This is a genomic window from Microbacterium sp., from assembly GCF_047607225.1.
Classification (GTDB): domain Bacteria; phylum Actinomycetota; class Actinomycetes; order Actinomycetales; family Microbacteriaceae; genus Microbacterium.
Genome location: NZ_JASGDO010000045.1, coordinates 1 through 22277 on the forward strand (window position 1 = coordinate 1; position 22277 = coordinate 22277).

The 22277-nt window shown below is 69.9% G+C and carries 21 protein-coding genes; 15 read left to right on the forward strand and 6 right to left on the reverse strand.

The genetic code is table 11. The annotated features are described in order from the left end of the window. On the reverse strand, positions 1 to 689 hold a 689-nt coding region (locus tag QM591_RS09110; RefSeq protein WP_415131778.1), incomplete at its 3' end, for a TRAM domain-containing protein. A gap of 45 nt (positions 690 to 734) precedes the next feature. Here QM591_RS09110 and QM591_RS09115 point away from each other — a divergent pair. From QM591_RS09115 to QM591_RS09125, 3 genes are all read left to right on the forward strand, one after another. Continuing rightward, positions 735 to 1400 (forward strand): Maf family protein, encoded by a 666-nt coding sequence (locus QM591_RS09115; RefSeq protein ID WP_415131780.1) that lies wholly within the window; start codon positions 735 to 737, stop codon positions 1398 to 1400. Between the two features lie 78 nt (positions 1401 to 1478). After that, entirely contained in the window at positions 1479 to 3260 is a 1782-nt protein-coding gene (locus QM591_RS09120; protein WP_415131782.1) for an acetyl/propionyl/methylcrotonyl-CoA carboxylase subunit alpha, read from the forward strand. 50 nt (positions 3261 to 3310) lie between these two features. Next, positions 3311 to 3781: a hypothetical protein gene (locus tag QM591_RS09125; RefSeq protein ID WP_415131784.1), complete on the forward strand. Its 471-nt coding sequence runs from the start codon at positions 3311 to 3313 to the stop codon at positions 3779 to 3781. A 6-nt stretch (positions 3782 to 3787) separates the two neighbouring features. On the opposite strand, the gene QM591_RS09130 is transcribed toward QM591_RS09125, so the two are convergent. Then, a complete protein-coding gene (locus tag QM591_RS09130; protein ID WP_415131786.1) occupies positions 3788 to 5239 on the reverse strand; it encodes an NAD(P)H-quinone dehydrogenase in 1452 nt (483 codons plus the stop codon). 104 nt (positions 5240 to 5343) lie between these two features. On the opposite strand from QM591_RS09130, the gene QM591_RS09135 reads away from it, so the two are divergent. From QM591_RS09135 to QM591_RS09145, 3 genes are read left to right on the forward strand one after another with little or no spacing between them, the layout of a single operon-like run. Continuing rightward, on the forward strand, positions 5344 to 6177 hold the full coding sequence (locus tag QM591_RS09135; RefSeq protein WP_415131788.1) for a purine-nucleoside phosphorylase: 834 nt from the start codon (positions 5344 to 5346) through the stop codon (positions 6175 to 6177). Further along, positions 6177 to 7829 (forward strand): phospho-sugar mutase, encoded by a 1653-nt coding sequence (locus QM591_RS09140; protein ID WP_415131790.1) that lies wholly within the window; start codon positions 6177 to 6179, stop codon positions 7827 to 7829. The genes QM591_RS09135 and QM591_RS09140 overlap by 1 nt, the downstream gene beginning before the upstream one ends. Before the next feature lie 25 nt (positions 7830 to 7854). Further along, positions 7855 to 8421 carry a GNAT family N-acetyltransferase gene (locus QM591_RS09145; protein ID WP_415131792.1) on the forward strand — a complete coding sequence of 189 codons (567 nt, stop codon included), beginning with the start codon at positions 7855 to 7857 and terminating at the stop codon, positions 8419 to 8421. Positions 8422 to 8433: 12 nt separating this feature from the next. Here the strand turns inward: QM591_RS09145 and QM591_RS09150 are convergent, their stop codons facing one another. Next, on the reverse strand, positions 8434 to 10362 hold the full coding sequence (locus QM591_RS09150) for a BglG family transcription antiterminator (protein WP_415131794.1): 1929 nt from the start codon (positions 10360 to 10362) through the stop codon (positions 8434 to 8436). Positions 10363 to 10480: 118 nt separating this feature from the next. On the opposite strand from QM591_RS09150, the gene QM591_RS09155 reads away from it, so the two are divergent. The 9 genes from QM591_RS09155 (at position 10481) to QM591_RS09195 (ending at position 19360) form a co-directional block, all read left to right on the forward strand. Beyond that, complete coding sequence (locus QM591_RS09155) at positions 10481 to 10807, forward strand: PTS sugar transporter subunit IIB (protein WP_415131796.1); 327 nt, start codon at positions 10481 to 10483, stop codon at positions 10805 to 10807. Further along, on the forward strand, positions 10804 to 11076 hold the full coding sequence (locus QM591_RS09160; RefSeq protein WP_415131798.1) for an HPr family phosphocarrier protein: 273 nt from the start codon (positions 10804 to 10806) through the stop codon (positions 11074 to 11076). The genes QM591_RS09155 and QM591_RS09160 overlap by 4 nt, the downstream gene beginning before the upstream one ends. Positions 11077 to 11126: 50 nt before the next feature. Next, positions 11127 to 12788: a phosphoenolpyruvate--protein phosphotransferase gene (gene ptsP / locus QM591_RS09165; RefSeq protein WP_415131800.1), complete on the forward strand. Its 1662-nt coding sequence runs from the start codon at positions 11127 to 11129 to the stop codon at positions 12786 to 12788. 32 nt (positions 12789 to 12820) lie between these two features. Further along, entirely contained in the window at positions 12821 to 14434 is a 1614-nt protein-coding gene (locus QM591_RS09170) for a PTS mannitol transporter subunit IICB (protein ID WP_415131802.1), read from the forward strand. Between the two features lie 89 nt (positions 14435 to 14523). Continuing rightward, on the forward strand, positions 14524 to 14964 hold the full coding sequence (locus tag QM591_RS09175; protein ID WP_415131804.1) for a PTS sugar transporter subunit IIA: 441 nt from the start codon (positions 14524 to 14526) through the stop codon (positions 14962 to 14964). Next, on the forward strand, positions 14961 to 16112 hold the full coding sequence (locus tag QM591_RS09180) for a mannitol-1-phosphate 5-dehydrogenase (RefSeq protein ID WP_415131806.1): 1152 nt from the start codon (positions 14961 to 14963) through the stop codon (positions 16110 to 16112). The genes QM591_RS09175 and QM591_RS09180 overlap by 4 nt, the downstream gene beginning before the upstream one ends. Continuing rightward, positions 16109 to 16867 (forward strand): alpha/beta hydrolase, encoded by a 759-nt coding sequence (locus QM591_RS09185; RefSeq protein ID WP_415131808.1) that lies wholly within the window; start codon positions 16109 to 16111, stop codon positions 16865 to 16867. The genes QM591_RS09180 and QM591_RS09185 overlap by 4 nt, the downstream gene beginning before the upstream one ends. 77 nt (positions 16868 to 16944) lie before the next feature. After that, complete coding sequence (locus QM591_RS09190; protein ID WP_415131810.1) at positions 16945 to 18279, forward strand: flavin-containing monooxygenase; 1335 nt, start codon at positions 16945 to 16947, stop codon at positions 18277 to 18279. A 175-nt stretch (positions 18280 to 18454) separates the two neighbouring features. Continuing rightward, positions 18455 to 19360, forward strand: coding sequence for a type IV toxin-antitoxin system AbiEi family antitoxin domain-containing protein (locus tag QM591_RS09195; protein WP_415131812.1), 906 nt, complete (start codon positions 18455 to 18457; stop codon positions 19358 to 19360). Positions 19361 to 19415: 55 nt separating this feature from the next. On the opposite strand, the gene QM591_RS09200 is transcribed toward QM591_RS09195, so the two are convergent. Genes QM591_RS09200 through QM591_RS09210 form a run of 3 tightly spaced genes read right to left on the reverse strand, consistent with a single transcriptional unit; the run spans position 19416 to position 22277 of the window. Next, positions 19416 to 20531, reverse strand: a complete 1116-nt coding sequence (locus QM591_RS09200) for an adenosine deaminase (RefSeq protein ID WP_415131814.1) — start codon at positions 20529 to 20531, stop codon at positions 19416 to 19418. Between the two features lie 43 nt (positions 20532 to 20574). Then, a complete protein-coding gene (locus QM591_RS09205) occupies positions 20575 to 21882 on the reverse strand; it encodes a thymidine phosphorylase (protein ID WP_415131816.1) in 1308 nt (435 codons plus the stop codon). Further along, complete coding sequence (locus QM591_RS09210) at positions 21879 to 22277, reverse strand: cytidine deaminase (RefSeq protein WP_067163593.1); 399 nt, start codon at positions 22275 to 22277, stop codon at positions 21879 to 21881. The genes QM591_RS09205 and QM591_RS09210 overlap by 4 nt, the downstream gene beginning before the upstream one ends.

Consider the following 22277-nt stretch of genomic DNA (forward strand, 5'->3'; position numbering starts at 1 on the left):
GCCGCGCCCCGAGCGCCCCGTCGGCCGCCGCGCGCACGGGAGCCAGGCCGCGCCGCACGCTCGATCACCCGCACCCGACCGTCCGCGGGCTGCACGAGGTCGATCTCCGCCGCCGCGCCTGCTCGGCGGGCAAGGTGCGCGGCCGCTTCCTCGATGGCTTCGGTGGCGAGAGGCAGCGAGTCCACCGGAATGACCCGATGGCTCCGCGCGGCGTAGGGTCCCACGCGTCCCTCGCCGTCGGCATGGAGGCGAACGCGCGTGCGCCATCGCGTGCCGTCGGGCGTCTCTGCGTCGACCGGCTCGACAGTCACGGGCAGGTCCACGCGGCCGACGCGAGAGAGCGCATCGGCGATGACCCGCTTCTTGAGCTCTCGCTGGTGCGCCAGGGCGATGTGACCGAAGTCCGCCCCACCCGGCCGGTCCTCGGGTGCCGCCGACACCTCGGCGGCACTCCATACGTGCGGACGCCGGTGTGGCGAGGGCTCGAGAACCTCCAGGAGCTCGGCGCGCCAGAAGGCCGGTTTGCTGTCGTCGACGACGCGCGCCCGCACCCGTTCACCCGGCACCGTGTCGGGGACGAAGACCACACGACCACCGCGCGCCTCGGTCTCGGCGTCGACGTGGCGGGCCACGAAGACCCCGCCGTGGGCGACGTCGGTGATGTCCAGTTCGATCTCGGCTCCCGTCACTCTTCGACTCTTCCACACCGATCTCGCCTCGGTAGCGTGGGAGTCATGCGCGTATGCCTGGCCTCGACGTCTCCCGCCCGCCGGATGCTGCTCCGACACGCCGGCATCGAGCCCCTCCTCCAGGCCCCGGACGTGGACGAGGAGGGCGTGATCGCCACGGTCGAAGCGGAGGAGGGACGCACTCTCCTCCCCGCCGAGCACGTGCTCCTGCTGGCGCGCCGGAAGGCCGCCGCCGTGGTCGCCTCCCTCGCGCGCACCGATCCGGACTTCGAGGGTCTCATCGTCGGCGGCGACTCCATGTTCGAGCTCGACGGCGAGATCCTCGGCAAGCCCTACGAGCCGGAGGTCGCGGTCGCGCGCTGGCGGGCGATGCGAGGACGCACGGGCGTCCTACACTCCGGGCACAGTGTCTACCGTGTCGGGCCCGGGCGCGCTCCGACGGAGGCGTACGCGGTCGCCGACGCAGCCGTCACGTTCGCCGACGATGTCTCCGACGCGGAGATCGACGCCTACGTCGCCACGGGCGAGCCTCTGCTGGTCGCCGGCGCCTTCACCGTGGACAGCCTCGGCGGCCCTTTCATCAGCCGTGTCGAGGGCGACCCCTCGACCGTGGTCGGCATGTCCCTGTCGACACTCCGCCGGTTGGCGGGCGAGCTCGACATCGTCTGGACGACGCTGTGGAACCGCGGCGGCGCGCCGTCGACCTCGTAGGGTGTCACCCACGTTTTCGGAATGATCTTGTGCGAGTGATCCAAAGACCACCCGTCTCCTCTCGGTAGGCTCGACTCCATGCCTCAGTTCGGGACCACTCCGCTCACCAAGGTGCTCATCGCGAATCGAGGCGAGATCGCCGTGCGCGTCATCCGCGCAGCTCGCGACTCGGGCAAGGCCTCGGTCGCCGTCTACGCCGACCAGGACCGCGACGCCCTCCACACGCGCCTGGCCGACGAGGCCTACGCTCTCGACGGTGCGACGAGCGCCGACACCTACCTCTCGATCGAGAAGATCCTCTCGGTGGCCCGGCGGTCCGGAGCCGATGCCGTGCACCCCGGTTACGGGTTCCTCGCGGAGAACGCCGACTTCGCCCGTGCCGTGATCGCGGCGGGGCTGACCTGGATCGGCCCGTCCCCCGAAGCCATCGAGGCGCTGGGCGACAAGGTGACGGCTCGCCACGTGGCCGAGAGAGTCGGGGCTCCGCTCGCTCCCGGTACGCCGGGCCCCGTCTCGGGGGCGGACGAGGTGATCGCGTTCGCCCGCGAGCATGGTCTGCCGATCGCGATCAAGGCGGCCTACGGCGGTGGCGGACGCGGGTTGAAGGTCGCCCGAGAGCTCGACGAGGTGGCGGAACTGTTCGAATCGGCCACCCGGGAGGCCATCGCCGCCTTCGGGCGCGGCGAGTGCTTCGTCGAGAAGTACCTCGACAAGCCGCGGCACGTCGAGACACAGTGCCTGGCCGACACGGAGGGCAACGTCGTGGTCGTCTCCACGCGGGACTGCTCACTGCAGCGGCGCCACCAGAAGCTCGTGGAAGAGGCGCCCGCGCCGTTCCTCACTGCGGAGCAGAACGAGATCCTCTACACCTCGTCCAAAGCCATCCTGAAGGAGGTCGGCTATGTGGGCGCGGGGACGTGCGAGTTCCTCATCGGCGCCGACGGAACGATCTCCTTCCTCGAGGTCAACACACGCCTGCAGGTGGAGCACCCGGTCTCGGAAGAGGTCACCGGGATCGACCTCGTCCGCGAGCAGTTCCGGCTGGCCGAGGGCGGCGTGCTCGACTATGACGACCCTGAGCCGGTCGGTCACTCCTTCGAGTTCCGGATCAACGGCGAGGATCCGGGGCGGGGCTTCCTCCCCCAGCCCGGCCGTATCCACCAGTTCAAGACCTTCGGCGGGCCCGGCATCCGGCTCGACTCGGGCGTGACCGCCGGAGACAGCGTCTCGGGCGCGTTCGACTCCCTCCTCGGCAAGATCATCGTCTCGGGACGCACGCGCGCCGAGGCCCTCGAGCGCTCGCGCCGCGCCCTCGACGAGTTCGAGGTCGCCGGAATGCCCACCGTGCTGCCGTTCCACCGCAAGGTGGTCCGCGATCCCGCCTTCACCGCGGAGGACGGCCGCTTCGGCGTTTACACCCGTTGGATCGAGACCGAGTTCGACAACGACATCCCCGCGTGGGACGGCGAGCTGGAAGCCCCCGAGGCCGCCGAGGCGCGGCACACCGTCGTCGTCGAGGTGTCCGGCAAACGCCTCGAGGTGAGCCTTCCGGACCGCATCTCCCAGGCGCCGACGCAGGTCGGCCGTCCCGCTGCGGTGCCCCCGTCCCGTCGGTCGCATGCCCCGACCGTCAACGCCGGCGCGTCGGGCGACGCGGTGACCTCGCCGATGCAGGCCACCGTCGTCAAGGTCGCCGTCGAGGAGGGGCAGCAGGTCGTCAAGGGCGACCTGGTCGTCGTGCTCGAGGCGATGAAGATGGAGCAGCCGCTCCAAGCCCACAAGGACGGCGTCATCGGCGCGATCAACGCCGACCCGGGGACCACCGTCGCCGCGGGGCATCAGCTGTTGACGATCTCCTGACATCGTTCGGCAGCCCGCGGCCGCCGGCGCGGATCTGTAGCGTGGGTGGCATGAGACGCCTACTCGGTGCCGTCGTCGTGATCTCGGCGACTCTGTTGTCGGCGGGATGCGCCGCGTCGGCGTCGGTCGATCTCGACGCTGCGCGTGCGTGGGCGGCCGAGTCGAGTGCGCAGAGCTCCGACGGCCCGGGACTTGCCGGCGCAGCCATGCTGTCGGCCACACCCGACGCGCCCTCCGACGACGGCGTGCGCCTGGACTTCAGCGAACCGGTGAGCCTGACCCGCGCGCAGGCGAGTTGCTTCGGTGGGCACAAGGCCGAGGTCATCGTGACGGTGACCGCGTCGGCGGAGGGCGCCTCGGTGGGCTATGGGCTCGAGATCCCCTGCGACGAGAAGCCGCACGACATCCCGTTCGGGGATGACGGGATCGAGCGCGCGGAATCGGCGTTCCTCACGGCGCGCGCCGATCCGTCCACGTACGCCTATGTCGAGGTGATCCAGGCCCTCACGGCCGAGCGCTGAGAAGGCTCAGCCGAAGAAGTCGTCGTCGCGGTTGACCATGTGCATCGCGCGGGTGGCGTCGGTGATCGAGCCCGACAGAGACGGGTAGACCGCGAAGATCCGCGACACCTGGTCGACGGTGAGGCGGCGCTCGACCGCGATCGCGATCGGGTAGATGAGCTCCGAGGCACGCGGCGCGACGATGACGCCGCCGATCACGGTGCCCGACCCTTCCCGCGCCATGATCTTCACGAAGCCGTCTTTGATCCCCATCATCTTGGCGCGGGGATTGGCTGCCAGCGGCAGCTTGTGCACGTACCCGTTGACGGCGCCTGACTCGATGTCGGCCTCCGAACGGCCGACGGTCGCGATCTCGGGAGCGGTGAAGATGTTGGCCGTGATCCGCCGGCGCTCCAACGGGATGACGATGTCGCCGAGCGTGTGGAAGATGGCCGTGCGTCCCTGCATCGAGGCGACCGAGGCGAGGGGGACGAAGGTCGTGCAGTCCCCCGCGGCGTAGATGTTGGGCACGGAGGTGCGCGCGACGCGATTGACCCGGATGTGTCCGGAGTCGGTGAGCTGCACGCCCGCTTCCTCGAGACCGATGTCACGGGTGTTGGGGATCGATCCCACCGCCATGAGGCAATGACTGCCCTCCACCGTGCGTCCGTCGGAAAGGGTGACGACCACGCCCGACCCGGAGCGCTCCACCTTGTCGGCGCGCGACTTCGACAACACCGTCATCCCGCCGCGCTTGAACACCTTCTCGATCACGGCGGCCGCGTCGCGGTCTTCGCCCGGGAGGACCTGGTCGCGGCTGGAGATCAATGTGACCTTCGCGCCCAGGTTCATGTAGGCCGAGGCGAACTCTGCTCCCGTCACACCGGATCCCACCACGATGAGATGCTCCGGCAGCGACTTCATGTCGTAGAGCTGCGTCCAGGTGAGGATCCGCTCCCCGTCGGGCTGGGCGCTGGGCAGCTCCCTGGGCGAGGCGCCGACCGACACGACGAGCGTGTCGGCTTCGATGCGGTCGAAGTCGGTCCCCCCGGGCCCGGTCGAGGCCACGAGGGCGTGGGGGCCGTCCAGCCGGCCGTGGCCGGAGATGATGCGCACGCCCGCCTCGACGAGGTGGGCCCGCATGTCGTCGGACTGCTGACGAGCCAGCGAGAGGAGCCGCTTGTTGACGGCGGCGAGGTTGATCGCGATCTCCGGCTTCAGGGGCCGGCCCGTGTCGGACTTGGCGAACAGCTGCACCCCCAGATCGGAGGCCTCCGAGATCGCGACGGCGGCGTCGGCCGTGGCGATGAGGCTCTTCGACGGGACGACGTCGGTGATCACCGCGCTCCCGCCCACACCAGCGCGCTCGACGAGGGTGACCTGGGCACCCAGCTGCGCGGCGGCCAGCGCCGCCTCGTACCCTCCGGGCCCCCCACCGAGGACGGCGACGGACTGGGTGCGCTCGAAGCTCAACGACATGACATCCATTGTCGCAACTCGGGCGACCGTCGCGCGCCACGGCGGCGCATGAGCACGCCGCGCCGCTCCTGGCACGGCGTGCCGCAGGTTCCTAGAGTGGAGGCATGTCCGAAACGATCCACCACCCGCTCGACGACCTCGCGACCGATCCGTTCGAGGTCGCCGCGCGCGCTGCCGACGACATCGCTCGTCTCACCGGCGTCGAGCATCACGACATCGCCCTCACCCTCGGCAGCGGCTGGGGCAAGGCCGCCGACCTCATCGGTGAGACCACGGCGACGATCGCCGCCACCGAGGTCACGGGATTCAGCAAGCCCGCTCTCGCGGGGCACGTCGGGTCGCTGCGCAGTATCCTCACCCCGAAGGGCAAGCGCGTCCTCGTGATCGGGGCACGGACCCACTACTACGAGGGCCACGGCGTCCGCCGCGTGGTGCACAGCGTGCGGACCGCCGCGGCAACGGGCGCCCGCACGATGGTCCTCACCAACGGCGCCGGCGGGATCAAGAGCACGTGGTCTCCCGGGCAGCCGGTGCTCATCAGCGATCACATCAACCTCACCGGCGATTCGCCGCTGGAGGGCGCGACCTTCATCGACCTCACCGACCTGTACTCGACGCGCCTGCGCGACCTCGCACGACGGGTGGACCCCTCGCTCGACGAAGGCGTGTACTGCCAGTTCCGTGGTCCGCAGTACGAGACGCCCGCCGAGGTGCGCATGGCCAAGACGATCGGCGGTCACATCGTCGGGATGTCGACGGCGCTGGAGGCGATCGCCGCCCGCCAGGCGGGAATGGAGATCCTGGGCTTTTCACTCATCACCAACATGGCCGCCGGGATCCAGACGACGCCGCTCAGTCACCAGGAGGTGATCGAGGCGGGCCAGCAGGCAGAGCCGGTGATCTCCGCGCTCCTGGCCCGCGTGATCGGCGAGCTGTGATGAGCATCGCGGCCGCACGGGCGTGGCGCGATCAGGACCCCGACGACGTGACCCGTGCAGAGCTCGACAGGCTGATCGATGCGGCCGAGGCGGGCGATCCCGCCGCCGCAGCCGACCTCGACGACCGGTTCTCGGGGCGCCTCGAGTTCGGGACCGCGGGGCTGCGCGGGCGCCTCGGTGCCGGCCCCACCCGCATGAACCGGGTTCTCGTCGCCCAAGCTGCCGCGGGCCTCGCGGCCTATCTCCTCGAGAAGGCGGACGGCACCACGCCGACGGTCGTCGTGGGGTACGACGGACGACGCAACTCCGACGTGTTCGCGCGCGACAGCGCCGAGCTCTTCGCCGGCGCCGGGCTCCGCGCGATCCTCCTCCCCCGGCTCCTGCCGACCCCCGTGCTCGCCTTCGCCGTGCGCCACCTCGGCGCGGCGGCCGGGGTGATGGTCACCGCGTCGCACAACCCGCCCGACGACAACGGGTACAAGGTGTATCTGGGAGGCGCCGACGACGGCTCACAGATCGTCGCGCCGGCCGACGCCGAGATCGCCGCCCACATCCTCGCGGTGGCGGAGGCGGGTGATGTCGGCGCGCTCCCGCGGGGCGTCTTCGAGACCGCCGGCGAGGACGTCGTCGACGCCTACGTCGCGGCCACGGCCACGGTGGCCCCCGCCCCCGCGGGGGCGGCGGGACTGAACTGGGTGTACACCGCGATGCACGGTGTCGGATACGAGACGCTCGAGCGCATCCTCACCGCCGCCGGCTACCCCTTGCCGACCGTCGTCGCCGAGCAGATCCGCCCCGACGGCACCTTCCCCACCGTCGCCTTCCCCAACCCGGAAGAGCCCGGCGCGATGGATCTCGCCTTCGCCACGGCACGGGACGCGAGGGCGGAGCTGATCCTCGCCAACGATCCCGATGCGGACCGGCTCGCGGTGGCCGTTCCGGATGCCGAGGCGCCGGAGGGGTGGCGCCGACTCACCGGAAATCAGGTGGGCCTCCTCCTCGGCTGGCGCGCCGCTCGAACCGCCACGTCGGGTGCCCTCGCGTGCTCGCTGGTGTCCTCCCCGGGACTCCAGACCGTGGCGGAGCACTACGGGCTCGACTTCCACTCCACGCTCACCGGGTTCAAGTGGATCTCCCGCGCCCCGGGCATCGTCTACGGCTTCGAAGAGGCGCTCGGCTACCTCGTCAACCCCGGCACCGTGCGCGACAAGGACGGCATCTCCGCCGCGATCGCCCTGCTCGGTCTCGTCTCCGAGGCGCGCGAGGAGGGCCGCAGCCTGGCCGACCTCCTCCGTCAGTTCGACGAGACGTTCGGATTCTTCGAGTCCGGTCAGGTCTCGGTCAGGGTCGAGGATCTCTCTGTGATCCCACGCGTCATGGCGGCGCTGCGCTCCGCACCGCCCACCTCGATCGGTGGGACCGCGGTGGAACGTGTCGACGACCTGCTGGCGGGTGTCGGCGATCTTCCGCGCGGCGACGTGCTCCGCTTCTGGCTGACCGACGGCTCGCGAGTGATCGTGCGCCCGAGCGGCACCGAGCCGAAGGTCAAGGTGTATCTCGATGTCCGCGGCGATTCGGCCACGCAAGCCGCATCGCGGCTCGCGGCGGTCGAAGGCGGGGCGCGCGACCTCCTCGCCGCCGCACAGGGGTGACGCGGCGCGCGCCTAGGCTCGTGTCATGCTGCTGACCGAGCCGATCGTCCTCGAGGATCCCCACGTTCGCCTGGAGCCCCTGCACCCCTCGCACGCCGCCGATCTGGAAGACGCGCGCGGAGGGCTGGAGTACGCCTGGTACACCTCCGTGCCCGCCTCGGTGGAGGATGAGATCGCGCATCGGGTCGGCGAGAGGGAAGCCGGCCGGATGAACCCCTGGGCGGTCGTGGTCGACGGGCGTGCGCGCGGCATGACGACGTTCTGCAACATCGATGCGGACAACCGACGCGTGGAGATCGGCCACACCTGGCTGTCGCCGACCGTGCAGCGGACCGCGGTCAACACCGCCGCCAAGCTGCTCCTCCTCACGCACGCGTTCGAGGCGTGCGACGTGATCGCCGTGGAGTTTCGCACCCACTGGCACAACCGTCAGTCTCGGGCGGCCATCGAGCGGCTGGGGGCCAAGCAGGACGGAGTGCTGCGCAATCACCGCTTCGGGCCCGACGGCACTCTCCGCGACACCGTCGTCTACTCGATCCTCCCGCACGAATGGCCCACGGTACGGCGGGGCCTGAGTGCGCGCCTGTCCTGACCGGCAGCCGGCTCAGCCGTCGACGACGGCGACCAACTCGTCGAGGAAGGCGGGGAACGTGGTTCCCCGCCGAACGATGCGCTGCACGCTGTCGCGCTCGCTGAACACCTCGACGAGCTGCTCGAACACGGTCTGGAACGCGGCGCGATCCGACTCGCTGAAGGCCACCAGGGCCACCACCTGCACGCGGCCGTCACCCCACGGGATCGACTGCTCGCCGATGCCGATCGCGATGGCCGTTCGCGTCGCGGTCATCCCGAGCGCGTGCGGCACCGCGAGGGCGTCGGAGAACGCGGTGGAGGACAGCCGTTCACGCTCGAGGGTGCGCTGCACGTAGTCGTCGTCGATGACGCCGGAGCGCACCAACAGCGCCCCGAGCCGCGAGATCACCGCCTCCTCGTCCTGCTGAGGGTCAAGGCCGTAGACGAAGGCGTCGGGGTGGAAGTAGCGCTCCAGCTCGGTGCGCAGGCGCGCGAGCCGCCGCGCGCGGCGGACACGGCTGGCCGCCGCCTGCACCCGCTCCACGTCGGCCTCGGTGAGGAACGGCTGGATGCGCACGAACCGATCGGCCACTGTCGGCGGGTCGATCGTGGTGAGCACGAGGTCGGTGTCGATGGAGGACCAGTCGGGATCCACCCGGGTCTCCACGCCCACCACGGTCACGGCCTGCCCGAGCGACTGCGCGATGCTCGAACGCAAGAGCTCGTGCAGTTCGTAGTAGCCGGGGCAGACGATCGTCGCCGTCAGGACGGCACCCGCACGTCGGCTTCTCTCCAGCCGACCACCGACGTGCATCGCGATATAGGCGATCTCGTCGTCGAGGAGCGCGATCCCGAGGAGCCCCCGCAGACCGTCGGAGATGTAGACGGCGATCTCGAAGATCATCGGATAGCTCGTCTTCAGCGACTTCGTGAGCGGATTGCGCGACCACGCCTGCTCGCGCGCCCGCATCCGCAGGTTCTGCACGTGGAGGGCGAGACGCAGGACGAAGTCGTCGTGATCGATGTCGACCTGGAACTCCGCCGCGGCGCGCGCGACGACGTCGCGTACGGCGGTCTCCACTTCCGGGTCGAGCCGCTGCCGGATGACCGCAGCCGGCTCCGCGGCGCCCGGGGCCACGACGCGACTCTCCACCAGGGCCGTGAGGTGCAACAGGTCTCCCGACCCGAAACGCACGCGGAGGTGGCGGGCGCTCAGGCGGTCGAGCGCGGCGGCGATGCGTTCGGCCGACTCCCCCGACGGCGGTGCCCCCGCCTCCTCGAGGCCGCGATCTCGGGACACCCGGTCGGCGGCGATCGCGATGTGCATCATCACGTCGCCGATCCCGAACTCGTTGACGAAGTACCCGAGGTCGGTGAGCTCGGCGACCAGTTCCGCCTTGAACGGCCCGAACGCCGCCGCTCCGATGGACTCCTCACCGAGCGCTCGGCGGAGCGCATCGACGTCGAACGCGCCGTCGTCGGTCTCCTCGTGGACGAGGCGGCTGAGGAGCCTCCGCTGAGACATCTCGGTTCCCCGCAGCCGGGCGCGGGAGGCCGTGCGCTCGAGGACGAGGTCGGTCTCGCCGAGGAGAGCCCTCACCCGAGCCAGATCCGCGTCGAGCGTGGCCGGACTCACGTGGAACTGGTCCGCGGTCTCGAACACATCGATGCCGTCGGGCGAGGCGAGGACCGCCCGCACCAGGCGATGGAGCCGATCCCTCGGAGTGCCGGACTCCACGCCCCCGGCGCGCTGCGCCGCGACGAGGTCGGCACCGGCACGATACCCCTGGGGCCCGGACTCGACGGCCGACCCGTCGGGAACCCGGCCATTGATCGCATTCACATAGGAGCGGATGCTGCGCGGGGTCACCCCGATCGCGTCGGCGAGCTCTGCGGCGGTCATCCAGTCGCTGCCGCGCGCGAGCATGGCGATGACGCGATCCTGCCGGGCTCTGCTCACCCGTCCAGTCAACCATGGGTCTCTCCGCCGGGCTCCGGCGGTTTCCGCCCCTGCGGAAACAGGAGTGGTTGTCGGCTCTCAGTGGTTTCACAAGAATGGGCGGGAAGGAGGCGGATCGATGAGGATCCTGGTGGTATGCGGCGCAGGAGCGTCGAGCACTTTCGTCGCCCAGCGCTTGCGGCGCGCGGCCCAGACCCGGGGCCGGGAGCTCAGCGCGGTCGCCGGCACCGAGCAGTCGTTGCCGACCGATATCGAACGGGCGGATCTCGTGCTCGTCGGACCCCACTTGCAGCATGCCCTGGAGAGCATCCGCCACGACGCCGGTCCGCGAGGCACGCGCGTCGTGCTGCTGCCCCCCGACATCTTCGCCGACCTCGACGGGACCCGAACCCTCGCACTCGTCGATGCAACCCTGACGCCGCCCTATCGAGAGGAACCCGCATGACCGCTGTGTCCCGCACCGTCCGGATCGGGTCGTCCAACGGCCTTCACGCGCGTCCCGCGAAGCTGTTCGCGCAGGCCGCGAAGGAGTCCGGCGCCGAGGTGACCATCTCGAAGGGCTCCGGCGCTCCCGTCAACGCCGCCAGCATCCTCGGTGTCATCTCCCTGGGCGCCGAGAAGGGCGACTACGTGACCCTGACCACCGACGGAGCGAACGCGGAGAGCGTCCTCGATGCGCTCGCCGAGCTCCTCACCACCGACCACGACGAGTAATCGCTCGCCGACGTTCCACCCCCACAGAGCACCACAAGGAGATCCACGACATGAGCGAACTGCGCGGAGTCGGCATCGGTCTGGGCGTTGCCCAGGGACCTGTCGCCCGGATGGCGGAGCCGCTTCCCGCCCCCGAGGACGTCCCCAGCCAGCGCACTCCCGAGGAGGAGCTCGCCCGGGTTCGCGAAGCCGTGGCCGCCGTCGCCCGCGAGCTCGAGGAACGGGGCTCGCAGGCCGGGGGTCTTGCCCGTGAGGTGCTCGAAGCGCAGGCCATGATGGCTGAGGATCCCACGCTCGATCAGGAGGTCTCCACGCGGGTGACCGCCGGCAAGACCGGCGAGTACGCGGTGCACGACGCCTTCGCCACCTTCCGCGACATGCTCTCGGCGATGGGCGGATACCTCGGCGAGCGCGCGGCCGACCTCGACGACGTCGCCCAGCGCGTCATCGCGCGTCTGCGGGGCCTTCCCGCCCCCGGCATCCCCGACCCCGGCCACCCGTTCGTCCTCGTCGCGAAGGACCTCGCTCCCGCCGACACCGCTCTCCTCGACCTCGACAAGGTGCTGGCCCTCGTCACCACCGACGGCGGCCCCACTTCGCACACCGCCATCCTCGCGCGGGAGAAGTCGATCGTCGCCGTGGTCGGAGCCGCCGCAGCGAAAGACCTCACCGACGGCGAGACCGTCATCGTCGATGCGGCCAAGGGTGTCGTGACGAGCAGCCCTTCGGAGGCCGAACTCGCTCAGGCGCAGCACCGCGCCGACGCCCGTGCTGCCGCGGCAACCGCCCCCCTCACTCCGGGCGCCCTGAAGGACGGGACGGCGGTGCCGCTCCTGGCGAACCTCGGAAAGCCCGGCGGAGCGGCCGAAGCGGTCGAGCTGGGCGCGGAGGGCGTGGGGCTGTTCCGCACCGAGTTCCTCTTCCTGTCGTCCTCCCAGGCGCCGACCGTCGAGGAGCAGACGAAGGCCTACACCGAGCTCCTCCAGGCCTTCCCCGGCAAGAAGGTCGTCGTCCGTGCGCTGGACGCCGGAGCGGACAAGCCGCTTGCCTTCCTCAACGACGCGCACGAGGAGAACCCCGCGCTCGGCCTGCGCGGGCTCCGCGCGCTCCGCGCGAGCGAGGACATCCTGCGCGAGCAGCTGACCGCTCTGGCGCAGGCCGACGCCGCCACCGACGCCGACCTCTGGGTCATGGCGCCGATGGTGTCCACCGTGGAGGAGACGGAGTACTTCGTCACCCTCGCCAAGGAGTACAGCATCAAGACCGCCGGCGTGATGGTCGAGGTGCCCTCCTCCGCGCTCCTGGCCGACAAGGTCCTCGACATCGCCGACTTCGCCTCGATCGGCACGAACGACCTCACCCAGTACACCCTGGCCGCCGACCGGCTGCTCGGGTCGGTCTCGGGCTTCCAGGACCCCTGGCACCCGGCGGTCCTGCAGCTCATCAAGCTGACCGGCGAAGGCGGCAAGGCGCACGGGAAGCCCATCGGCATCTGCGGCGAGGCCGCCGCCGACCCGATGCTGGCCGTCGTCCTGGTCGGCCTCGGGGCGACGACCCTGTCGATGGCGCCCACGGCGCTCGCGGATGTCCGCGCCACCCTCTTGCAGTACACCCGCGACGATGCCGAGCGCATCGCCGCAGCAGCACTCGCCGCGTCCGACGCGGCGTCCGCCCGAGCCGCGGCACAGGCCGCGTCTGGCTCCCCCGCCTGACCGGCGGGGCTACCCCAAGGAGAAATCAGCACATGACAACGGCGTCCTCCCCCACGACGGGGGTCAATCGGGCACGAGTCGGAGTCCAGCGCTTCGGCACGTTCCTCTCCGGCATGATCATGCCGAACATCGCGGCATTCATCGCGTGGGGCTTCATCACGATGCTCTTCATCTCCGCCGGCTGGCTGGGCGGGTGGTTCCCCGTTGCCAACCTGCTCGGCGGTTTCGGGGATGCGGCAACCATCGGCTGGGAGGGCGCGAGAACCGCTCTCGCCCAGACCGAGGACGGCGTCACCTTCACCACGTTCGTCGGCTTGGTCGGCCCGATGGTGACCTATCTCCTGCCTCTTCTGATCGCCAACACTGGTGGGCGGATGGTCTACGGCGAGCGAGGTGGCGTCGTGGCGACCATCGCGACGATGGGTGTGATCGTGGGAACGGACATTCCGATGTTCCTCGGCGCCATGATCATGGGTCCCTTGGCGGCGTGGGTCACCAAACAGATGGACAAGCTCTGGGACGGGAAGATCAAGCCCGGCTTCGAGATGCTGGTCAACAACTTCTCCGCGGGCATCTTGGGCATGCTTCTTGCTATCTTCGGGTTCTTCGCTTTCGGCCCCGTGATGCTCGGCATCAGCGGATTCCTCGGGACGGTCGTCGGCGGCCTCGTGTCGGCGAGCCTTCTGCCGGTTCTCTCGATCATCGTCGAACCCGCGAAAGTGCTGTTCCTCAACAACGCCATCAACCACGGCGTGTTCACACCGCTCGGGATCCAGCAGGCGACAGAGACAGGGAAGTCGATCCTGTTCCTCATCGAGGCCAACCCTGGCCCCGGACTCGGGCTCCTCCTCGCCTTCACGTTCTTCGGCATCGGGGCCGCCAAGGCCTCGGCGCCGGGCGCGATCGTGATCCAGTTCCTCGGCGGCATCCATGAGATCTACTTCCCGTACGCGCTGAGCAAGCCGATGACGATCCTCGCCCTCATTGCGGGTGGCGCGACCGGTGTCACGACCAACATGATCTTCGGCGGCGGTCTCGCGTTCCCCGCGGCCCCCGGAAGCATCATCGCCGTGACTGCGGCGGCTTTGACTCCCGAGGCTGGTGGCGTCGGGAACCTGTTGGTCGTCTACCTGTCCGTCGTCCTCGCCGCAGCGGTGACCTTCCTGATCACGGCCGTCATCTTGCGCTCCTCGCGCAAGCGGGATCTCGCCGCCGCCACGGACTCGTTCTCTGCAGCCATCGACCAGACCGAGGCGAACAAGGGCAAGTCCTCGTCCGCCATGGACGCGCTCCGCGGCTCGGGCGCTGCAGCTGCGGGCGCCACTGCCGGGGCGGGAACGGTCACAGCCGACAAGACGATCAACAACATCGTCTTCGCGTGCGACGCGGGAATGGGCTCGTCCGCGATGGGCGCGAGCGTCCTCCGCAACAAGATCAAGAAGGCGGGCGTGGAAGGGGTGACCGTCACCAACAAGGCGGTCGCCAACCTCGACGGCTCCGAGGACCTGGTGATCACGCAGCAGCAGCTGACGGACCGGGCCCGCGGGGTCAACCCCAACGCCATCCACGTGTCAGTCGACAACTTCATGAACTCGCCGAAGTACGACGAGGTCGTCAAGCTCGTGGTCGATCAGCACGACGCGTAGCCTCGGAAGACCGCTGCGGGGTCGGGTCGCGAGATGCACCCGGCCTCGCAGCCCGAGGCATCCGAACCGAAGGAAGAAAGAGAACAGTCATGGCACGTGAAGTCTTGAACGTCGGACAGGTCCGCATCCACGCGGGGTCGGCTACGCGGGAGCAGGCGATGCGAGAGGCAGCCGACATCCTGGAGGCGGCAGGTGCCGTGACGGGGGCGTACTTCGACGCCATGCAGCAGCGCGAGGCGACCGTCTCGACCTACATGGGCAATGAGCTGGCCATTCCCCACGGCACCAACGAGACCAAAGACGCCATCCTCGACTCGGCTCTCTCGTTCGTCCGGTACGACGGCGGAGTGGACTGGGACGGCAACCCCGTCAGCTTCGTCGTGGGCATCGCCGGCAAGGGCGACGAACACCTCGAGATCCTGTCGCAGATCGCCCTCCTGTTCTCCGACGAGGACGAAGTCGAGCGGCTGAAGGCAGCGCAGAGCCCCGAAGAGCTGTTCACCTTGCTCGCAGCGGTGAACGAGGCATGAAAGCCGTCCACTTCGGCGCCGGCAACATCGGGCGAGGCTTCGTCGGACTGCTCCTCCACGAGGGCGGCTACGACCTCGTGTTCTCCGATGTCGCCGCGCCGCTCGTCGATGCGATCAACGCGGCCTCCTCGTACACGGTCCACGAGGTGGGCGACGGCGGCACCGACAAGGTGGTCACCGGTTTCCGCGCCCTCAACAGCACCACACAGCAGGACGAGCTCGTCGACGAGATCTCCCGCGCGAACGTGGTGACCACCGCGGTCGGCCCGACGATCCTGAAGTTCGTGGCCCCGCCGATCGTCGCCGGCCTGGCGCTGCGCGACCCGTCCGCTCCTCCGCTGCAGATCATGGCGTGCGAGAACGCGATCAATGCGACCGATCTGCTCCGCGAGGAGATCAAGGCCCAGGCAGGTGAAGCGTGGGACGCGCTCGAAGGCCGCGCGGTCTTCGCCAACACCGCCGTCGACCGCATCGTCCCGGCGCAGCCCGCCGGATCCGGGGTCGATGTCACCGTGGAGCCGTTCTACGAGTGGGCCATCGAGCTGCCGCCCTTCGGCGATGCGCCGCCGCACATCCCCGGCGCGCATTTCGTCGACGATCTCGCCCCCTACATCGAGCGCAAGCTCTTCACCGTCAACACGGGCCACGCCACCACGGCGTACTTCGGGGCTGAGGCGGGCATCGACAAGATCTCCGACGTTCTGGCCGACCCCGCCATCGCGGGCAAGGTCGCAGCGACCCTCGAAGAGACCTCGGCGCTGCTCGTGGCCAAGCACGGACTGGATGCCGGCGAGCTTGCCGAGTATCGCGCCACGATCCTGCGCCGGTTCGCCAACCCGGCTCTTCCCGACACCGTCGGCCGTGTCGGGCGTCAGCCGCTGCGCAAGCTCTCCCGCCACGAACGCTTCGTCGGTCCGGCAGCCGAAGCGGCCGAGCGCGGACTCTCCGTCGATGCGCTTCTGGCGGCCATCGGCGCGGCGTTGCGCTTCGACGACACCGACGACGAGCAGTCGGTGGAGCTCCAGCAGAGACTGCGGGCACAGACCGCCGATGACTTCACCGCGTCGGTCACCGGGCTCACGCAGGACCACCCCCTCTTCGCGCGCGTGAGCGAGGTCGTCGCGGCGCGGCAGGCCGAGCGGGAGTGACCGGGGCGGGGCGACGCCGGCGCCGGCTGCTGTGGTGGATCGGCGGTGGTCTGGCCGGCGTGCTCCTGCTCGCCGCCACGGGCATCGTCGTGTGGAGCCAGGTCGGGGTCTATCAAGCCGAAGCGGAGCCGCTGGCCGCTGTCCGCGCCGACCCCGCCATCCGCCTCGCCGAAGACGGCACCGCCATCGTCATGTCGCCGACGCGAGCTGACACCGACGCGACGCGGGGGCTCGTGTTCATCCCGGGCGCGAAGGTCGACCCGTGGGCGTACGCCAGCACACTCAGCGGGCTCGTCGCCGAGGACGGCCTGACCGTCGTGATCACCCGGCCCTGGCTCAACCTCGCTTTCTTCGACCCGCGCCCGCTCAGCACGTTCACCGATCTCGCCCCCGGGGTGCAGACGTGGGCGGTCGGCGGCCACTCGCTGGGCGGCGTGCGCGCGTGCAGCCTCGCCACCGATGCCGACGCCCTGGTGCTCTTCGCCTCCTACTGCGCCACCGACATCTCGGGCTCCGGCCTTCCGGTGCTGAGCCTGGCGGGGAGCGATGACGGGCTGTCGACACCGCAGAAGATCGACGATGCCCGTCACCTCCTTCCGCCGGGGGCGACCGTAGTTCAGATCGACGGCGCCAGCCATGCGTCCTTCGGCGCCTACGGCCCTCAGGACGGCGACGGGGTCCCCACGCTCTCGCGCGAGAAGGTGACCGCGGAGATCACGTCGTCCGCCGGAGAGTTCATCGCGTCGCTGGACTAGCCGGCTCGGTCACGACAGCGGGCAGCCGATAGCATCACGTCACGTCTCCTCATCCGCCACGAAGGAGTGACCGGACCATGCCTCAGCGTCGCTATGCGATCATCGGCGCCGGGCCGTCGGGGCTTGCCGCGGCCCGGGCGCTCCAGCGCGAGGGCCTCGACTTCGACGGGTATGAGGCGTCGGCGGGAGTCGGCGGACTGTGGGACATCGACAACCCCCGCTCGACGATGTACGAGTCGGCCCACCTCATCTCCTCGCGCACGACCACGGAGTTCACCGAGTTCCCGATGGAGAGCACGGCAGACTACCCGAGCCATCGGGAACTCGTCCGATACTTCCGCGCCTACAGCACCGCCTTCGGCCTCGATGAGCGGTTCCGGTTCCACAGCAGAGTGACCGCGGTCGAGCGCACCTCATCCGGCGCCTGGCGCGTGACCGCCGACTCCCCCGACGGACCGTCGACGACGGCGTATGACGGCGTGATCATCGCCAACGGCACGCTCGCGGAGCCCCATATCCCGGCTTTCACGGGTCAGTTCTCGGGCGACATCGTGCACACGAGCGCCTACAAGAACGCAAGCCAGCTCGCCGGCCGCCGGGTGCTCATCGTCGGCGCCGGGAACTCCGGCTGCGATATCGCGGTCGACGCGGTGCACCACGCGGCCTCGGTGGAGATGAGCGTGCGCCGCGGCTACTACTTCGTTCCGCGCTACCTCTTCGGCCGTCCCGCGGACACGCTGAACCAGGGGGGTCCGCTGCCCGCTCGACTCAAGCAGTTCATCGACACGCGGGTGCTGCGCGCGTTCACGGGCGACCCCGTGAGATTCGGGTTCCCTCGACCGGACTATCGGATCTACGAGTCGCACCCGATCGTCAACACCCTCGTTCTGCACCATCTGGGTCAGGGCGATCTGCGCATCCGCGCCGACGTCGACCGGTTCGACGGCGCGAGGGTCCACTTCCGCGACGGCAGCTCGGGCGAGTACGACACGGTGCTGCTGGCGACCGGTTACCGTCTCGACTATCCGTTCGTCGATCGTGCCGATCTGCACTGGACGGGCGCGGCACCCCGCCTCTTCCTGCACATCTTCCCGCCATCGTTCAATGGGCTCTATGTGATGGGCATGGTCGAGGCGTCAGGACTGGGCTGGCAGGGGCGCTTCGAGCAGGCGGAGCTCGTCGCCGCCTATCTGCGCGCTCAGGTCGACGCCCCCGAGCGTGCGTCCCTGTTCCGTCGGAGGGTCAACGTCCCCTGGCCCGACCTGACCGGCGGCTACCGGTACCTGGCCCTGGAGCGGATGTCGTACTACGTCAACAAGGACGCCTATCGCACGACGGTGCGTGCGATGACGCAGTCGCTGAAGTCCGATCGGATCCGCGCCGCCCGCGACGGTCGACGGCGACCTGCCTAACTCCGCCAACCCGCCACCGTCCGCCCGTCGCCGCCGCCCTCACGCGCGTTCGCGCCCCGACCTGGAGGAGTTCTGCAGGCGCGGCGACTCCTCCCCGTGCGCGACTCGGGCCGAGTTCCCCCCGTGGACGGCCCATCCGCACACCGCGCGGGGCGCGAGCGAGTGCGCTAGAGCGATGTCCGATTCTCGTCGTCCCCTCGCCCGCGCCGAAGAGCTCCACACGGCGCGCTACCTCACCGCGTCGGATCTCCGCGGCGCCGGTATCAGCCGTCATCATGCCGCCCGCCTCGTTGATCAGGGGCAGCTGATCCGCCTTCGTCGCGGGCGATTCGTCGCCGTGGAGACGCCACGCGAACTCGTCGAGGTCGGCCGGCTCGGCGGCCGGCTGGACTGCCTGTCGTTGCTCGCGGCCGTCGGGGTGTTCGTGCGATCGCGACCGGCGATCCCGCATGTCCAGTTCGAACGGGGATCGAGCAGGCTCCCGCCCCGTCCGACCGGGGTGGTCGCACATTGGCGGGCATCGGAGTCTTCGTCCCAAGACCTGGTCGCGCAGATCATCGACGCGGTGACGCAGGCCTGTCGCTGCCAGAGCCCGAGAGACGCCATCGCCACGCTCGACAGCGCGTGGTTCCACGCAGTGGTGGACGAGTCCGACATCGCCGCCGTCCTCGGTCGGCTTCCTCGTCGATTCCGTCGCCTTGGCGGACTCCTCGACCCGCGCGCCGAGTCGGGGACCGAGACGCTCGTGCGGCTGATGCTCCGTGGCCTCGGGTGCCGCGTCGAGGTGCAAGTGGCGATCGCCGGTGTCGGCCGGGTCGACCTCCTCGCCGACGGCTGGCTCATCGTGGAATGCGACAGCAGGGCGCACCACAGCGGCTGGGATGCGCAGCGAAGCGACCGTCGACGCGATCTCGCCGCGGCCGCCCTGGGCTACACGACGGTTCGTCCCCTCGCCGAGGACATCCTGACGCACCCGGAGGCCGTCCTCGCGGCTCTCCGGTCGGCCCTGTCGTCTCCCGCGCCGCGGCCGGGTCTGCACAACTCCTCCAGTTCCGCGGCGATCGTGCCGGAAATCCTGTGACGGGCAGACGTCAGCGCCGACGTGGAGGAGTTATGCAGACGGCATCAGAGGGAGGTCAGCGGTCGAAGCCCTCACCGATCAGCTCGATGAGCTCTTCGCGCTCCTCGACCGAGAGGAAGGCCCCCGCGGCCGCATTCAGCTGGAACGCTTCGAGATCGTCGAGCGAGTAGTCGAAGGTCTCGGCGAGGAGCGCCAGCTCACGAGTCAGAGACGTGCGGCTCATCGTCCGGTTGTCGACGTTGACCGTGACGGAGAACCCGAGCTGGTACAGGAGGTCGAAGGGGTGATCCTCCATCGTCGTGCCCCAGCTGGCGATCGCGCCGGTCTGGAGGTTGGACGACGGCGAGAGCTCGAGCGGGATCTCACGGTCGCGTACCCAGTGGGCGAGGTCGCCGAAGGTGACGAAGGTCTCCTCCCCCTTCTGCGACACCACCTCGAGGTCTTCCGCGATACGGACCCCGTGGCCGAGGCGCAGGGCGCGGCCGTCGATCAGCGCCGAGCGGATGGAGTCGAGACCCGCCGCCTCACCCGCGTGAACCGTCACGGGGAAGAACTGCTCGGCGAGGTAATCGAACGCCTCGCGGTGACGGGAGGGCGGGAAGCCGTCCTCGGGTCCGGCGATGTCGAACCCGACGGCGCCGCGTCCCCGGAAGGCGACGGCGAGCTCGGCGATCTCTCGTGCCCGATCGGTGTGGCGCATGGCGGTGATGAGCTGCCCGACGCGGATGTCGTCACCGCGGGCCTCGACCGCATCCTCGCCCTCCTCGATCCCCTCCTGCACGGCCTCGACGGCCTCCTCGAGCGTCAGTCCGGCGGCAAGATGCTGCTCCGGAGCCCAGCGGACCTCACCGTAGATGACGCCGTCGGCCGCCAGATCCTCCACGAACTCCTTGGCCACGCGGCGCAGTCCCTCGCGGGTCTGCATGACACCGGTGGTGAGGTCGAACGTCTTCAGGTACTCCACGAGCGAGCCGGAATCGCTCTGCCCTTCGAACCAGTCGGCGAGGGCGTCGGCGTCGGTCCGGGGAACCTCGAGCCCGATCTCGTCGGCGAGTTCGATGATCGTCTGTGGGCGCAGAGCGCCGTCGAGGTGGTCGTGCAGCGACACCTTCGGCAGGGAGCGGATCGAGACGCCCTGCAGCTTCGCGTCGCCGTGCTGATCGATGGACATGATTCTCCCGGGGTGTGAGGGATGGAATGGCGGGTGCCGCCGTTCAGGCGGTGATGCGCTCCAGGACGAGCGGCGAACGGCTGGGGGCCTCGTCGCCGATCGTCCACGCCCCGTCGAGGGCGTCGAGGGCACGGGCGAAGCGGTGCTCGTCGTCGGCGAGGAGGGTGAAGACGGGCTGACCGGGAGCGACCCGGTCGCCGGGCTTGACGTGGAGATCGATACCGGCGGCGTGGATCACCGGGTCCTGTGCGCGGGCGCGTCCGGCGCCCAGGCGCCACGCCGCGATTCCGAAGGGGAGCGCCTCGAGCGCCGTGACGACGCCCTCGCGATCGGCGACGACCGTGTGCGTCTCCCGCGGGGCGGGAAGCGGAGCGTCGGGGTCGCCGTCTTGAGCCCGGATCATCCGACGCCACGCATCCATCGCCCGTCCGTCGGTGAGCGCTGCCTCGACATCGGCATCGGGCTGGCCGGCGAGGGCGAGCATCTCGCGCGCGAGCGCGACCGTCAGCTCCACGACGTCGGCGGGTCCGCCGCCGGAGAGGACCTCCACCGACTCCCGGACCTCGTTGGCGTTGCCGATCGCCAGACCCAGCGGCGTGTTCATGTCGGTGAGCAGCGCCGTCGTCGCCACCCCGGAGTCGGTGCCCAGCGCCACCATCGTCCGCGCGAGCTCTCTCGCGCGGTCGACGTCGCGCATGAACGCTCCCGATCCGAACTTGACGTCGAGGACGAGGGAGTCGGTGCCCTCGGCGATCTTCTTGGACATGATGCTCGACGCGATGAGAGGGATCGCCTCGACCGTTCCGGTGACGTCACGGAGGGCGTAGAGCCGCTTGTCGGCGGGCGCGAGGCCGGAACCGGCCGCGCAGATCACCGCGCCGACGTCGCGCAGCTGGGCGAACATCTCGTCGTTGGACAGAGCGGCGCGCCACCCCGGAATCGACTCGAGCTTGTCCAGCGTGCCGCCGGTGTGCCCGAGCCCCCGCCCCGACAACTGCGGCACCGCCACACCGAACGCGGCGACGAGCGGCGCGAGCGGAAGCGTGATCTTGTCACCGACGCCTCCCGTCGAGTGCTTGTCGACGGTGGTCTTGCCCAGGCCCGCGAAGCTCATGCGCTCCCCCGAGGCGATCATCGCGTCGGTCATGACGCGGATCTCGTCCCTCGTCATCCCGTTCAGGAGCACCGCCATCGCGAAGGCCGCCATCTGCGAGTCGGCGACGTACTCGCGCGTGTAGGCGTCGACCATCCACCGCAGCGCGTCTTCGGCGACGGCACCGCCGTCACGCTTGGTGCGAATCACGTCGACCGCGTCGAAGGGCTCCACGTCGGGCGTGGTCGGACTGCTCATCGCGCGGCCTCCAGGTCTCGGGGCCCGAACGCGTCGGGCAGGACTTCGTCGATCGTGCGGATGCCGGACACCGTCTCCAAGAGCATGCCCGGCAGGGCGAACTCGTTCAGAAGCTGACGGCATCGGCCGCACGGCATGATCGTCTCGCCGTCGTTGTTGACGCACACGAAGGCGACGAGCTGGCCACCGCCGGACATGTGGAGGTCTCCCACGAGGGCGCATTCGGCACACAGCCCGACGCCGTAGGAGGCGTTCTCCACGTTGCACCCGGACACGACGCGTCCGTCGCTGACGAGCGCGGCAGCCCCCACGCGATACCGCGAGTACGGCGCGTAGGCGCGCTGCATCGCCTCGGTCGCGACGGCGCGCAGATGATCCCAATCGATGTCGGTCAT

What these genes read in the sequence shown, in the direction of transcription:
- QM591_RS09115 (WP_415131780.1), top strand. Translation starts at nt 735, where the DNA reads ATGCGCGTATGCCTGGCCTCGACGTCTCCCGCCCGCCGGATGCTGCTC.
- QM591_RS09120 (WP_415131782.1), top strand. Translation starts at nt 1,479, where the DNA reads ATGCCTCAGTTCGGGACCACTCCGCTCACCAAGGTGCTCATCGCGAAT.
- QM591_RS09125 (WP_415131784.1), top strand. Translation starts at nt 3,311, where the DNA reads ATGAGACGCCTACTCGGTGCCGTCGTCGTGATCTCGGCGACTCTGTTG.
- QM591_RS09130 (WP_415131786.1), bottom strand. Translation starts at nt 5,239, where the DNA reads ATGTCGTTGAGCTTCGAGCGCACCCAGTCCGTCGCCGTCCTCGGTGGG.
- QM591_RS09135 (WP_415131788.1), top strand. Translation starts at nt 5,344, where the DNA reads ATGTCCGAAACGATCCACCACCCGCTCGACGACCTCGCGACCGATCCG.
- QM591_RS09140 (WP_415131790.1), top strand. Translation starts at nt 6,177, where the DNA reads ATGAGCATCGCGGCCGCACGGGCGTGGCGCGATCAGGACCCCGACGAC.
- QM591_RS09145 (WP_415131792.1), top strand. Translation starts at nt 7,855, where the DNA reads ATGCTGCTGACCGAGCCGATCGTCCTCGAGGATCCCCACGTTCGCCTG.
- QM591_RS09155 (WP_415131796.1), top strand. Translation starts at nt 10,481, where the DNA reads ATGAGGATCCTGGTGGTATGCGGCGCAGGAGCGTCGAGCACTTTCGTC.
- QM591_RS09160 (WP_415131798.1), top strand. Translation starts at nt 10,804, where the DNA reads ATGACCGCTGTGTCCCGCACCGTCCGGATCGGGTCGTCCAACGGCCTT.
- ptsP (WP_415131800.1), top strand. Translation starts at nt 11,127, where the DNA reads ATGAGCGAACTGCGCGGAGTCGGCATCGGTCTGGGCGTTGCCCAGGGA.
- QM591_RS09170 (WP_415131802.1), top strand. Translation starts at nt 12,821, where the DNA reads ATGACAACGGCGTCCTCCCCCACGACGGGGGTCAATCGGGCACGAGTC.
- QM591_RS09175 (WP_415131804.1), top strand. Translation starts at nt 14,524, where the DNA reads ATGGCACGTGAAGTCTTGAACGTCGGACAGGTCCGCATCCACGCGGGG.
- QM591_RS09180 (WP_415131806.1), top strand. Translation starts at nt 14,961, where the DNA reads ATGAAAGCCGTCCACTTCGGCGCCGGCAACATCGGGCGAGGCTTCGTC.
- QM591_RS09190 (WP_415131810.1), top strand. Translation starts at nt 16,945, where the DNA reads ATGCCTCAGCGTCGCTATGCGATCATCGGCGCCGGGCCGTCGGGGCTT.
- QM591_RS09195 (WP_415131812.1), top strand. Translation starts at nt 18,455, where the DNA reads ATGTCCGATTCTCGTCGTCCCCTCGCCCGCGCCGAAGAGCTCCACACG.
- QM591_RS09200 (WP_415131814.1), bottom strand. Translation starts at nt 20,531, where the DNA reads ATGTCCATCGATCAGCACGGCGACGCGAAGCTGCAGGGCGTCTCGATC.
- QM591_RS09205 (WP_415131816.1), bottom strand. Translation starts at nt 21,882, where the DNA reads ATGAGCAGTCCGACCACGCCCGACGTGGAGCCCTTCGACGCGGTCGAC.
- QM591_RS09210 (WP_067163593.1), bottom strand. Translation starts at nt 22,277, where the DNA reads ATGACCGACATCGATTGGGATCATCTGCGCGCCGTCGCGACCGAGGCG.